At 71.9% G+C, this 12,619-nt stretch carries 14 protein-coding genes; 5 read left to right on the top strand and 9 right to left on the bottom strand.

Annotated features, from left to right (window positions below; genetic code table 11):
• Positions 1-91: 91 nt before the first annotated feature.
• Positions 92-1,573 carry a PP2C family protein-serine/threonine phosphatase gene (locus ACFUJR_RS36730; RefSeq protein ID WP_383177970.1) on the bottom strand — a complete coding sequence of 494 codons (1,482 nt, stop codon included), beginning with the start codon at positions 1,571-1,573 and terminating at the stop codon, positions 92-94.
• A 198-nt stretch (positions 1,574-1,771) separates the two neighbouring features.
• Here ACFUJR_RS36730 and ACFUJR_RS36735 point away from each other — a divergent pair, with 198 nt between their 5' ends.
• Together ACFUJR_RS36735 and ACFUJR_RS36740 are read left to right on the top strand one after the other, a co-directional pair.
• The gene (locus ACFUJR_RS36735) at positions 1,772-2,971 is read left to right on the top strand and encodes a hypothetical protein (RefSeq protein WP_383177972.1); all 1,200 of its coding nucleotides are present in this window, start codon (positions 1,772-1,774) and stop codon (positions 2,969-2,971) included.
• 63 nt (positions 2,972-3,034) lie between these two features.
• Entirely contained in the window at positions 3,035-3,535 is a 501-nt protein-coding gene (locus ACFUJR_RS36740; protein ID WP_383177975.1) for a GNAT family N-acetyltransferase, read from the top strand.
• A 19-nt stretch (positions 3,536-3,554) separates the two neighbouring features.
• On the opposite strand, the gene ACFUJR_RS36745 is transcribed toward ACFUJR_RS36740, so the two are convergent.
• The 5 genes from ACFUJR_RS36745 to ACFUJR_RS36765 form a co-directional block, all read right to left on the bottom strand.
• Entirely contained in the window at positions 3,555-4,133 is a 579-nt protein-coding gene (locus ACFUJR_RS36745; RefSeq protein WP_383177978.1) for a YdeI family protein, read from the bottom strand.
• Positions 4,134-4,294: 161 nt separating this feature from the next.
• Positions 4,295-5,587: an ATP-binding protein gene (locus ACFUJR_RS36750; protein ID WP_383177981.1), complete on the bottom strand. Its 1,293-nt coding sequence runs from the start codon at positions 5,585-5,587 to the stop codon at positions 4,295-4,297.
• A gap of 252 nt (positions 5,588-5,839) precedes the next feature.
• Positions 5,840-6,196, bottom strand: a complete 357-nt coding sequence (locus ACFUJR_RS36755) for a DUF805 domain-containing protein (RefSeq protein ID WP_383177984.1) — start codon at positions 6,194-6,196, stop codon at positions 5,840-5,842.
• 214 nt (positions 6,197-6,410) lie between these two features.
• Complete coding sequence (locus ACFUJR_RS36760) at positions 6,411-6,851, bottom strand: SPW repeat protein (RefSeq protein ID WP_383177987.1); 441 nt, start codon at positions 6,849-6,851, stop codon at positions 6,411-6,413.
• A 227-nt stretch (positions 6,852-7,078) separates the two neighbouring features.
• On the bottom strand, positions 7,079-7,459 hold the full coding sequence (locus ACFUJR_RS36765; protein WP_383177990.1) for a VOC family protein: 381 nt from the start codon (positions 7,457-7,459) through the stop codon (positions 7,079-7,081).
• A 324-nt stretch (positions 7,460-7,783) separates the two neighbouring features.
• On the opposite strand from ACFUJR_RS36765, the gene ACFUJR_RS36770 reads away from it, so the two are divergent.
• Entirely contained in the window at positions 7,784-8,155 is a 372-nt protein-coding gene (locus tag ACFUJR_RS36770) for a cupin domain-containing protein (RefSeq protein ID WP_383177993.1), read from the top strand.
• Positions 8,156-8,279: 124 nt separating this feature from the next.
• The gene (locus ACFUJR_RS36775) at positions 8,280-8,810 is read left to right on the top strand and encodes a GNAT family N-acetyltransferase (RefSeq protein ID WP_383177996.1); all 531 of its coding nucleotides are present in this window, start codon (positions 8,280-8,282) and stop codon (positions 8,808-8,810) included.
• Positions 8,811-9,263: 453 nt separating this feature from the next.
• On the opposite strand, the gene ACFUJR_RS36780 is transcribed toward ACFUJR_RS36775, so the two are convergent.
• Complete coding sequence (locus tag ACFUJR_RS36780; RefSeq protein ID WP_383177999.1) at positions 9,264-9,632, bottom strand: hypothetical protein; 369 nt, start codon at positions 9,630-9,632, stop codon at positions 9,264-9,266.
• 139 nt (positions 9,633-9,771) lie between these two features.
• On the opposite strand from ACFUJR_RS36780, the gene ACFUJR_RS36785 reads away from it, so the two are divergent.
• On the top strand, positions 9,772-11,217 hold the full coding sequence (locus tag ACFUJR_RS36785; RefSeq protein WP_383178002.1) for a carboxylesterase/lipase family protein: 1,446 nt from the start codon (positions 9,772-9,774) through the stop codon (positions 11,215-11,217).
• A gap of 31 nt (positions 11,218-11,248) precedes the next feature.
• Here ACFUJR_RS36785 and ACFUJR_RS36790 read toward each other — a convergent pair whose 3' ends face one another.
• A complete protein-coding gene (locus ACFUJR_RS36790; RefSeq protein ID WP_383178005.1) occupies positions 11,249-11,878 on the bottom strand; it encodes a type 1 glutamine amidotransferase domain-containing protein in 630 nt (209 codons plus the stop codon).
• 128 nt (positions 11,879-12,006) lie between these two features.
• Positions 12,007-12,447, bottom strand: a complete 441-nt coding sequence (locus ACFUJR_RS36795; RefSeq protein ID WP_383178008.1) for an OsmC family protein — start codon at positions 12,445-12,447, stop codon at positions 12,007-12,009.
• Positions 12,448-12,619: the final 172 nt, after the last annotated feature.

Raw genomic sequence — 12,619 nt, forward strand, 5'->3', positions numbered from 1 at the left:
TCAGCCACGTGATCATTCTGGCCGTCCAGTGCCGCCCGGAACAGCGACCGGGCGGCACGTCACGACGGGGCGAACGTTGCCTGATGCGGCACTAGTGGCCGACGCGCACCACCATCACGCAGGCGTCGTCCTCGCGTGGTGCCTCACCGAACTCCTCCACCACCGACCGTACGCAGTCCTGCGCGTCCCGGGCCTCGGCCAGCCGCGGAGCAAGGCCGAGCAGCCGCTGCGTACCCGTGTCGTCCATGCCGCCGCGGCGGGTCAGCCCGTCCGTGTGCAGCATCAGCAGGTCCCCTGGGAGCAGCCGGATCTCGGCCTCCTCGTACGCGGCCCCGGTTGTCGCTCCCAGGAGCACACCGTCGGGCCGCTTCAGGGCGCGCCCTGTCCCGTCGCGGAAGAGCAGCGGGGCGGGGTGTCCTGCCTGAGCCCAGGAGAGGGTCTGGCTGACCGGTTCGTAGCGGCAGCACATCGCACTGCCGAGCGCCGGCTGCACCGCCGATTCGAGCAGTTGGTTCAGATGTCCCATCAGGGCGCCAGGGCGAATTCCGGCCACGGCCATGCCGCGCAGCGCGCCGAGAAGCATCGCCATGGACGAGGTCGCGGAGACCCCGTGTCCGGTGAGGTCACCGACCGTCAGGAGCGCGTCGCCGTCGGGGAGCGCCAGCGCGTCGTACCAGTCCCCGCCGATCAGGCCGGTCGACGCGGCGGGCAGGTAGTGGCCCGCAACGTCGAGCGGGGCGCCCGGGCCGCCGTGGGCTAAGCGCAGGGACCCGCGCCACGGAGGCAGCACGGCCTCCTGGAGCTCGACGGCGACGCGGCGCTCGGTGCGCTCGATGTGGCGACGGCGCTGCAGGCTGTCCCGGGACTCGCGGACGGCCCGCTCGCTGCGGCGGAGCTCGCTGACGTCGCGCAGGACGGCCCACATGGAGGCCGTACAGCCGTCGGAGTCGAGGACCGGCTCGCCCATCATGTGGAGCGTACGGACCCGGCCGTCGGTGCGGACGATGCGGAACTCGCCGTCGATGGGCTTCCCGTCGATCAGACAGTCCGTCACCAACGCCTGGAGTAAGGGCTGGTCCTCGGCGAACACCATCGAGGGGAGTTCGTCCAGCGACATCGGGCCGCTCTCGGGGTTCCGGCCGAAGATCTGGTACAGCTCCTCGGACCAGCTGACCTCGTCGTTGAGCAGGTTCCACTCGGCGCTGCCGACGCGGCTGAGGAGGGACCCGGTGCGCGGGGACGGGACGCCGTAGGCGGCGCCTGGGTCGGAGACGCCTTCGGCCTCTGCCCCGACGGCATCGGCATCGGCAGGGGGCGTGGCGGGGAGCTCGTCGGGGATGCCGGCCCTGAGCTGGTCCAAATGGGCGCCCAGGTCGTCGAGTTGATGTACGGCCAGGTCGCAGAGTGCACGCTGCCAGCGGTTCCTCGGGTCGTCCTCGTCCTCGTCCATGACCGCGTCCCGGCGCACGGCGTCCACGTCGCCGCGAAGACGGCGGGTCTGCGAGATGAGCGCGTCCACGGTGCCGGGCTCCGGCGGCTGGGCTGGACGGTCCGCATAGAGAGGGGACGGCATGTCGTACTCCGATACAGGCGCGACGCGGGCGAGCGGTGGAACGAGGCCCGGATACGACTGTTGCACAGGTGGAGACACCCCGTAAGGGATTTGGCAACACTCGATACGGTGGTGCTTCTGACATATGCCAACGGCCCGTCGATTATCGGCCATCGGGCTGGTAACGGAACCACACGGTGGGAAGGTTACGGTGCTGGTGTGGTGAACGACGAGGTGGACACGGTGGGGACTGCGCTGCTGCTCGCGGCGGCGCCGGCGGGGCGGGGGCGAGTGATCGACGCGGCGTCCGTGCTCCCGGCGCTGGCGGCGGTACCGCCCGGCGCGCTGACCGGCACTCCGGTGGCGACGGTCGTCGAACTGGCGGACCCGCTGGACCCGCAGACCGTTCTGACGCGTATGCGCGCGGCCGCCGCCGCACCGGGACCGCTCGCCGTCCACCTCGCGGGTCAACTCCAACTGGACCGCCGTCAGCGTCTGCCGCACCTGGCGCTGGCTCGCAGCACGGCGGCGACCCTGCGCTACACGGGGCTGCCGTGGCACTGGCTCGCGGGTGAACTCGCGGTCCGTCGACCCGGAACGACGAGCGTGGTGGCCGACCTGGTCGCGGACGCGGAGCTGTGGGAGAGCCTGGGCTCCACACCCGGCCTCCTCTCGCTGGGACCGGACGTGCAGCTGTACGGGCGTGTCGCACCGGCACCGCGGCGTGGCGCGCCCACGACACCCGAATACCTCCGTCACTTCGCCGAGGTGTGGCGCACGGGCGCCCGGCCCCCGCTCCCGGACCTGCACGCGGCCGCGGCCGCCCGGATGGGCCCGGAGCCGGCGCTGTATCTGACGCCGGAGACGACGGCCCCGCCCGCCCACGCGGGCCCGGGCACCCCCGCTCGGGCGGCCGTGCCGGCCGCCGACCGCGCCCCCGGACCGGGTCACCGGCCCGATCCCCATCCCACGATTCTCGCCGCCGCGCGGGCGGGGCGGCACGGGGAGGCCGTGGCGGTGGCCGTGGCCTGGGAGCAGGAGGCGCTGCGGCGGTACGGGCCGCGGTCGCGGGAGGCGGTGCACTGGATGGAGGTGCGCGCCGACCTCGCGCGACTGGCCGGGGAGCCGGCCCGCAGCTGCGAGTTGTGGATCGGCGCGGCCCAGATCCGGCTCGACCTGGGCCAGGCGCCGCAGGACCCGGATGTCGAAGGCGCCGTGGACCGGGCGCACCACCAGTGGGAACGCGTCGCGGACCCCACCCGTGCCCGCGCGCTCGGCCCCGCCCTCGTCGCGCTGCGCCACCGCGTACCGGGTCGCAAGGCCGGCGCGCTGGCCGCGCTCCAGCGCAGGATGGGACGACCCGCGGGGCCCGTGCTCACCGAGCCGCCGCTCACCCCCGAGGGCCGGCCGGTCTCCTAGGGTAACGGCATTGCTCCTAGACGGCCGCGCGGCGGGACCCGCCGGGCTGAGATGATCGTACGTATGCACGCCTCCTCCTCGTCCGCGCCGGCCGACGCCCTCACCACCGAGCGCCTGCTGCTGCGCCCCGTGCGCGCGGCCGACGTACCGGCCGTCACCCGGCTGTGGACCGACCCCGAGGTTCGGCGGCACCTCGGCGGGCCGGTGACCGAGCAGGTCGTACGGATCCGGCAGCGACGAGTCGTCGGTGCGCCCGGCGTGCACGCCGTGGTGCGGGCCGCCGACGGGGTGCTGCTCGGGCTTGTGACCGTCGAGCCCGGGGCACGGGACGGGGAGACGGAGATCTCGTACCAGTTCCTGCCCGACCACTGGGGGCACGGCTACGCCCGCGAGGCCGTCGCCGCCGTCCTCGACGCCACGCTCCGCGACACGCCCAGCGTCGTCGCCCTGACCCAGGAGGCGAACCACCCTTCCCGGCGGCTCCTCGAAGCCGTCGGCATGACCCACGCCTCGTCCTTCGTCGAGCACGACGCCCACCAGGTCCTCTACCGGCGCCGGCGCTGACCCCCTCGGCCCTGGCCCCTCACCGGATCTTCTCGCCCGCCGCCAGCTTGGCCACCATCCGCTCCAGCCGCCGCGCCCGCCCCTTCGGCGTGCGCGTCTGCCACAGCCGCAGGATCACCAGGTACTGATCGGTCTTCCCCAGCCCCTCGTAGAAGTGCCGCGCCCGCTCGTCGGCCGCCAGGGCCGCCGCGAGATCGTCCGGTACGGTCGCCTCCGCCTGCGACGGGTACGCGGCCTGCCACCGGCCGTCCGCCTGGGCGGCCGCCACCTCGGCGAGCCCCGGCGCGCGCATCCGGCCCGCCGCCGTGAGCGCCTCGACCTTGCGCACGTTGACACGCGACCAGAGACTGCCGGGTCTGCGCGGGGTGTACTTCTGGACGTAGTACACCCCGTCCCCGGCCTTGCGCTGCCCGTCGATCCAGCCGAAGCAGAGCATGCAGTCGAGGATCTCCGGAATCGTCAGCGACTCGCCACCCCCGCCCTTCTTGGCGATCCGCAGCCAGACCCCGGGCGTGTCGGCGTGGTGGGCCTCCAGCCACGCCTCCAGCTCCGCGGTCTTCGTGACGGTGATGAGTTCGAGCCCCTCGTACCGCTCCATCGGATCGGCCCCCCTGTCGTGGTCGGGCGTGGTCCACGGATGTCGCCCATGTCGCCCATGTCGTCCATGGGGCGTCGTCCGGGACGCGGAGCACCACGATATGCGCCGGCCCCGGACGTACCGGCCGCTCCTCGCCCAAGGAGCGCGGCGGTGACGACGCGTCAGAACCGGGCGTGGGTGGTGATGTCCGACTCGAACTGGGTGATCATCTCCGGCGTCACCGTCGGCCGGCACTGGCCGATCGCCTCCAGGTAGTCCGCCGTGGTGGCGCCCGGCAGCCGCTCGTCGCTCGCGGTGCGGCCGCCGACGGCGACCAGGTCGCGCTCGAAGGAGTTCTGTGCGGCGATCCGCGCGGCGTGCTCGATGTCGGCGGGCGTGAACAGATCGCTCGCCGCCACCAGTCCGTCGATGTCGACGTCGGTCCGGCCTTCGGTGTACCGCGCCCAGATCGCGGCGCGGGCCGCCTTGTCCGGTGTGCCGATCGGGATCAGGTAGTCGAAGCGTCCCGGGCGCAGAAAGGCCGGATCGAGGGAGCGGATCGAGTTCGTGGCGCAGACGAGCAGCCGCTCGTCCCGCTCACGGAACCCCGGGATGAGCTTCAGGAGTTCGTTGGTCACGCCGTGCATGCCACCGGGCTGCGCGGGCTCCTGACGGACCGGGGCGATCTCCTCGACCTCGTCGATGAAGACGAGCACCCGCTCCAGTTCGGCGATCCGCGCGAACGCCGAGCGCAGGGCCGCGGCGAGATTGCCCTCGTCGGCGAGCCGGGACGGCAGGATCTCCACGAACGGCCAGCCGAGTCGCGAGGCGATCCCCCGGGCGAACGTCGTCTTGCCGGTACCCGGCGGACCGAAGAGGCCCACCGCGCGCGGCGGCCGCACCCCGTGCCGCGCCGCGCGCTCGGGTTCGGCCAGCGGAAGCACCACGCGCCGTTCGATCAGGTCCTTCTCCCGCTCCATACCGGCGACCTCGGCCCACAGGTCGCCCGGCAGCAGCCGGCCGCCCAGGTCGTCGAGGAGACTGGCGGCCGGGCCGTGCAGCGGCTCGACCTTCTCGAAGTACGCGACGGCCGGCTGACGGGTGTAGCCGGCGTTGAGCAGCCCCTCCCCGAGCAGGTCCTCCTCGGGCAGGACGTACGCGATCCGCCCGACCCGCGCCGCGACCAGCCGTCGCTCCAGCTCGACGAGCAGGGCGCTGGCGAGCCCTCGGCCGCGCCAGGCGGAGGAGATCGCGATCCGCATGACCCAGGCCCGTTCGCCCGAGACGCAGGCGAGCGCTGCCCCGATGGGGACGCCCTGGTGGACGGCGACGACGGCGGGCTGGCGGGAGGTCAGGGCGCTGATGCACTCGGCCAGGGAGAACACGGACTCCTGGCCGAGCTCGGCCGTGGTGTCGATCAGATGGACGACCGCGGCGAGATCGCTCTCGCGGTAGTCGTGGATGAGCCAGTTCACCGGTACCGCCCCTCGTTCGTTCGACTTCGAACCGTTGCGGCGAGGCTAGGGGCGGGGGAGGGGGCGGGTCGTGTGCCACGGTGCACAAGGAGCGCGCGGCAAGTGCTACGAAGCGTCACTGGTCGTACGGCGCGCCCCGGGGCGTCCGTACGGCGCCGGGGCGGTCCGGATCGCGTACGGGACGGCCTCACGGCGGGTCCGGAACGGGCGAAGCCCCGGAGGGAATCCTCCGGGGCCTCGTCGGGGTGCAGCTCAGTACGCCGGCGCGAGCTTCGGGTTCGGGCCGTAGGCGTTGTCCGTCTGGTTGCCCTCGGTCGCGTAGAACACGATGAGGATGATCCCACCGACCAGCGGGATCAGGCCGAGCAGGATCATCCAGCCGGAGCGGCCCGTGTCGTGCAGACGGCGGATGGTCACGCCGAGGGTCGGCAGGAACACCCCCAGCGCGTAGATGGCGGTCAGCAGCGGGGCCGTGGTGAGCACCGCGTCGAGGATCGCCAGGACGACGTAGGCGATGACGTTGAACAGCATGTACATCCAGTATTCCTGGCGGCGCGCACGGCCGGTGAATACCGCGTACTTCTTGAGAACGTCGAGGTACCAGTTCACTTAGTCCCCCCAAGGACTGGGAATTGCGAGTGGGAGCCTGTCCCTGTGGAGCAAGCTTACGCAGAACTTATGTGGCCGAAACGCCGTCGGTCAATTCGTTACCCAAGGCAGGGCGTTGGTGGCTGATGTGTCTCGATTTACGACCGTGACACGTCGACGGCGCCGTACCTCGTGCGGGGATACGGCGCCGTTCTGAGACGGGATCAGAGGTTGATCACGTCTTTCTGGACTTACTCATGAGCAGCCCGCCCGCCGTGAGGGCGAAGAGACAGACGCACGCACCGGTGATGACGTTGCTGACGATCGCGCCGGTGTCCGCGTTCCGGGCGACCACCCAGGGGGAGATGATCAGCCACACGCCGGCGAGCAGGGCGACGAAGTTCAGGTCCTGCGTCCGCTCAGGGGCCATCGACATACAGAGTCCGAGCCCCGCGAGAGCGATGCCGACGATCAGGTTGCTGAGGGCGAGGTCCGGGTGGAGTCCCGCGAAGTGAACCGTGTAGGCGGAGATCGCGGCCCAGATACCGGCCACGATGATCAGTTCCTCGACCGCGGCGACACCGCGGGTCTGGAGGATCTGGGAGTAGCGCTCCCGCATTTCCGTCGCGTCGGGGTGTCCCGTGATATCACCATGACGGTGAGAGACGTCAGACATACGACTCGCCTCCTTCTGGCGTCTTGCACGTCTGATCGCGCTTGCGGCGTGGGGCCGCGGTTTCATTGTGCTCTTATCTGGCCTTTATGTGTAGATGTGCCCGATAAGGGATTCGCATAGAAATAGCGTCACGAATATGCGCGTAACCACCAACGAGATGATCATTGAGTGAACACCCGAGGTCACGCGCATCGCCGTGTCGACGTTCGGTCGGCTGCCGCTGGTCGTCAGCCGCGGCTGTACGGGCGGGTGATGATCTCCATGTTGTGACCGTCGGCGTCGGCGAAGTAGGCGCCGCGGCCACCGAAGAGGTGGTTGACCTGCCCGGGCTCGGTGTGGTTCGGGTCCGCGTAGTACGTGACCCCCATCCGCTCGAGCCGCCCGATCATGGTGTCGAACTCCTCGTCCGGCACGAGGAAGGCGTAGTGCTGCGGGGTGAACGCGTCCGCCGACTCGTAGTAGTCGAGGGTGACGCCGTTGCCGGTCTCCACCGGCAGGAACGGACCGAAGGGCGCGCCGACCTCCAGGCCGAGCACCTCGGCCAGGAACGTGGCGGAAGCCCGCCTGTCGCGGGCGTATACGACGGTGTGGTTGAGCTCGATGGCCACGAAGGGTCCTCTCGAAAGGCTGCGTCGGTGTCTTCCTGATGGGGCTCGTCACGTGCGTACGTGGCGTAGGAGCGCGTACGCGTGCGTGGAAGACGACCGAGGCGGGCCTCGCGCCCGCCCGGCGGCGGTCACGCCAAGGCCGGGTGCCTCACTCGCTCACGGCCCATGGCCGACCCGGCAGTCATATGATCACGCTACCCCGTGATCATCGGGGCGGGCAACGGTGTTCTCGGGGCGAGTGACGAGAGGTCCCCCCGGTCCTCCCGGCGTAACCTGGAAGTGGACTCGGGGGCTCAACGTCCCACCGCCCGGAGGCGGACGAACATGACCGGAATCGTGTCCCGGAGCTTCGACTCCGCAGATGAGACGCGTCCCTTCGAGGACGCCAAGGGCAGGCTCGACCTGATCAACGCGGACAGCGGTCCGGTCGGGCGTGCTGTGTTCGAGCCCGGCTGGAAGTGGTCCCAGCACGTCAAGCCCCTTGCCGGGACGGACAGTTGCGAGGCATCTCACGTCGGGTACGTCGTCAGCGGTCGGATGAAGGTCGTGATGGACGACGGGGAGTCGGCCGAGATAGGTCCCGGCGACTTCATGGCTGTCCAGCCGGGGCATGACGCATGGGTTCTCGGTGACGAGGCCTGTGTCGTGGTGGACTGGGCCGGCTTCCTGAACTACGCAGCGCCGAAGAGGAGCTGACGGGCGCCGCGGACGGCAGCAGGGGAGTCGATCGTGGCCGCACCGCCGGCCTCGGCGGGACACCCTCGAACGGCTGCCGAAAGGGCGTGATCGATGGGGGCATTGGCCTGTTATCGTCGCCCGCATGCCCGAACTGGTCGCCCCCACAGCCCGCCTTCATCGCTCCTGGCTCGAAGCGCACGTCGAGTGGAGCCCCGGCGCCCACCAATCCGGAGCGGGGATGAGACTGGCAGAGGAAGAGGCCCTCGCCATGCCCGAGATCTTCGCCTCCTGGGTCGACCGACTTCGGGAACAGGCCGACCCGACAAGGCCGTTGGCCCAGGGCTGGGTGCACGCCACGCACTGGTGGATCGTGGAGGACGGGGTGTACGTCGGTGCGATCGATCTGCGCCACGAACTCAATGACTTCCTGCTCCGGGCCGGCGGGCACATCGGCTACAGCATCAGGCCCTCCGCCCGCCGTCGCGGCCTCGCCACCTGGGCCCTCGGGGCGGTCCTTCCCGAGGCGCGCACCCTCGGCCTCGATCGGGTCCTGGTGACCTGCGACGACGACAACGTGGCCTCCGCCCGCACGATCGAGCGCAACGGCGGGGTGCTCGAGGACACCCGCGACACGGAGATCGGCCGCAAGCGCCGCTACTGGATCGCCCTGTGAACCGGATGGCCGGGACACGCCCACGGCGAAACCGCGCCTGAAGGAGCTTTCGCCCCCTGGGCGCGGGTGCTCGGGCGCGGCGCTCGGGCGTACCCGCCCGAGACGACGGGTGTCCCCTTACGGCGACGGCGTGCCTTACGACGACGGGCGGCGTCCCGCTACGACGACGGGCGTCCGTTACGACGACGGGCGTGCCGTTACGACGACGGGCGTGCCGTTACGACGACGGGCGTCCCGCTATGGGCGCGGTGTCGGCGCCCGGCCCGGACGGCCTGACACGGGCCATGCCCGCCGCGGCTCGCCCTTGCGCCGCAACCCGGCGCAAGCCAGGTGTCCTCCTTCCGGAACCTTCCGGGCCGGTCTCGTCGAGGCCGAAGGCGCGGGACACCGCGCCTGTACGGCGGGTGCGTGGGGTGCCGCTGGGCTCGTCTCCGGCGACCGGGTGGTGCTCCGTCAGCCGAATGCGTCCGTCACGCAATCCCTCGCGCACGCGCCCCGTTCGTACGCGTGGCGGAGTGCGGCCGCCGCGAGGCGGGGGTCCATGTCCGGGCGGGCGAAGTGTTCGTGGGCCAGGCGCAGCACGTCGTCGACCGTGACGATCGCAGGTTCTCCCGCTCCCGCCGCCCTGCGGGCCGATGTGATCGCCATGGCTGCCGCCCTCCGCAGCACCCGCTGCCGGTCCCGCCGGGCGGCGGCCCGCGCCCGCGCAGGGGCCGGCGGGCGGACCGCGCGTCCCTGGCGGAGGGCGCCCAGCGCCATGAGACCCGCCCCGGCGGCGACGACCAGGATCCCCATCACCGTCTCCGCGTGCAGCCCCGTCACCTGACCCCCTCGCGTCGAACGACCTGTACCCATGGCGACCCGATTTCAGGCACACGCCTCACTGACACGCGTAAGTGACACGTGTCATCTTCCTGCTCCAAGCGTTGACGCGACCGATCCCCGGCCGGACGCTGCTCCCATGACCGTCACCACCGTCACCACCACGCGCGGCCCCGTCCGCGGTGAGCGCCGGCCCGACGGGAGCCTTCGCTTCCTCGGTATCCCCTACGCGCAGCCGCCTGTCGGCGACCTCCGGTTCGCGGCGCCCGTGCCGCCGGAGCCGTGGACCGAACCGCTGGACGCCACCGCCTACGGGCCGACCGCCCAGCGCCGGCCCTTCGCCGACGTCACCACGATCCCCGAGCCCTCCGTCCCGGGCGCCGGGGTCCTCAACCTCAACGTCTTCACCCCGCGCACCGACCCCGAGGCCGGGCTCCCCGTCCTCGTCTGGATCCACGGCGGCGGCTACGTGGCGGGGTCGGCGGCCAGCCCCTGGTACGACGGATCGGCCTTCAACCGCGACGGCGTCATCCTGGTCTCCCTCGGCTACCGGCTCGGCATCGAGGGCTTCCTGCATCTCGACGACGCCCCCGACAACCGCGGGGTCCGCGACTGGATCGCCGCCCTCGAATGGGTTCGCGACAACATCGCCCGCTTCGGCGGCGACCCGTCCAGGGTCACCGTCGCCGGCCAGTCCGCGGGCGGCGGTGCCGTGCAGACCCTGCTCGCCGTTCCCGCGGCCCGCGACCTGTTCCGCAGCGCGCTCTCCGTCTCCGGGGCCGTGATGCGCCCCGACGGACCCGAGGTCGCCCGCGCGGCGTCCCGCCTGTTCACGGCGCGTACCGGCGTACCCGCCAACGCCGCGGCCCTCCGCGACCTGAGCGACGACGAGCTTCTCGACCTCCAGGACCGGATGGGTGCACCGGGCCCGGACCGCGAGGGCCTCCCCCCGCTGCTGTCCCTGGCGCCCCTCGCGGACGGCGAGCTGATCCCGGAGCCCGTCCTCGACGCGTTGACGACCGGGGACGGGGGTTCGGACGTCCCGCTCATGCTGGGCTTCACCGCCCACGAGTTCAACGCCTTCCCCGCCCCGGGTCCCGACGGCCCGCCCGTGCCGGTCCTCCTGGAGGCGCTCGGTCTGCCCAAGGACCGTCTGGCCTCGTTCACCACCGCCTACGGGGCGGGCGATCCGGCCGCGCTGTTCGGTCAGGCCCTGACCGACGTCACCTTCCGCGCTCCGTCCCTGGCTCTCGCCGACGCGCGCGCGGCGCGCCGACGCCCCACCTGGCTGTACGAGTTCGCGTGGGAGTCGCCCGTCAACGGCACGGCCTTCCACTGCCTGGACCTGCCGTACGCCTTCGACCTCCTGGACGCGGAGGGCGTCGCCGCCGTGGCGGGCGAGGCCCCGCCCCGCGCCTTGGCCGACGCGATGCACCGCGCCTGGGTCTCCTTCGTACGGGATCAGGACCCGGGTGCGTCCTGGCCGCGCTACACGGCCGACGAGCGTGCCACGATGGTCTGGGACGCCGCGTCCCGCGTGGAGCGTGACCCGCTGCACCGGGTCCGCGAGATCTGGCTCGGCTGAGCCGCCCGAGCGGGCTCCCCGGGCGCCGCCCTCACGTTGGCGCGGGGAGCCCCGTCTCGGGAAGTCCTGTCCCGGGGCTGCGCGGCCGAGGGCCCTCGGGTGCCGGCGGGCCCGCTACGAGCGCCTCGACGACCGCCTCCGCGAACGGCCGCACATCGGCCGGCTTGCGCGAGGTGATCAGGCGGAATCCGCCCGACGCGTCGACGACGACCTCACGGTCCCGCCAGGTCCCTCCCGCGTTCACGAGGTCGGTCCTGACCGACGGGTAGGAGGTGATCTCCTTGCCCGCGACCAGCCCGCTGTCGATGAGCAGCCACGGTCCGTGACAGATCGCGGCCACGGTCTTCCCGGCGTCCGCGAAGGCGGCCACCAGCCGCTGGGCCGTCATGTCCGTCCGCAGCCGGTCCGCGTTGACGGTCCCGCCCGGCACGACCACCGCGTCGTACGCGTCCGCCGACACCTCCTCGTACGTCGTGTCCGGCTCGACGGCGTCGCCCGGCCGCCGGTCCGACACGACCGTCACGACGGTTTCGGCCTTCTTCGCCGCCACGGTGACCTCGGCGCCCGCCTCGCGCAGCATGGCCACCGGTTTCGTCAACTCGTCCTGCTCCGTGCCGTAGTTGCTCGTGAGGAAGAGGACTCGCTTTCCGTCGAGCGTCACAGCCGACGCCTCCCGTCCGGTCTCTGTCCGGCAGCCGTGGTCCGGCCACACTCCCGCGACTGACCACCCAACGGCGCTCCTAAACGAACGGATCGGCAACCGGACGGGCCCCGGCCGCGCGAGGCCCCTCAGCCCGCCCGGAAGCCGAGCGTCCCGTCGGGTAGGACGGCCTCCACCGTCGCGCCGTGCTCGACCGTGCGGCTCACCGTGCAGAACTTCTCGTGTGTGAGCCTCACCCCGCGGGCGAACACATCGGCGGCCCGCGGGTTGCTCTCGGGCAGTTCGAACTCGTAGCTGACCCTGATCCGGCCCACCCGGCCGTCGTCCTCCGGTCCGGAGACCGATTCCACGACGATCCGCAGGTCGTCGTGGTCCACGGCGCGAGCCGTCCGGTCCACGACCATGCCGCCGCAGCCGCCCATGGCTGCGAGCAGCAGTTCCACGGGGGTGAACGAGGGCTGCGCGTCCGGATCGTCCGCCGCCCCCATGCGCACCTCCGCACCTCGGTCGTTGCGGGCGATCCACTGCCGGTAGCCGGTGCGGAGGGTCTCGATGCGGTAGTCGGCCATGGTGTCGTGGGCTCCTCGGTGTGCGTACGGGTCCGTACGGGCGGTCGACCGACCGCGGCGGCCCCCCCGGCTAAGCCCACCCCCCCCCACCGCCCCCCCCGCTGCACCCCCGCCGGCCCATCCTCAACCCGCGCCCTCACCTACTCCCCCGGGCAACCACAACACAATCATC

Source organism: Streptomyces sp. NPDC057271 (assembly GCF_042668715.1).
Taxonomy (GTDB): Bacteria; Actinomycetota; Actinomycetes; order Streptomycetales; family Streptomycetaceae; genus Streptomyces.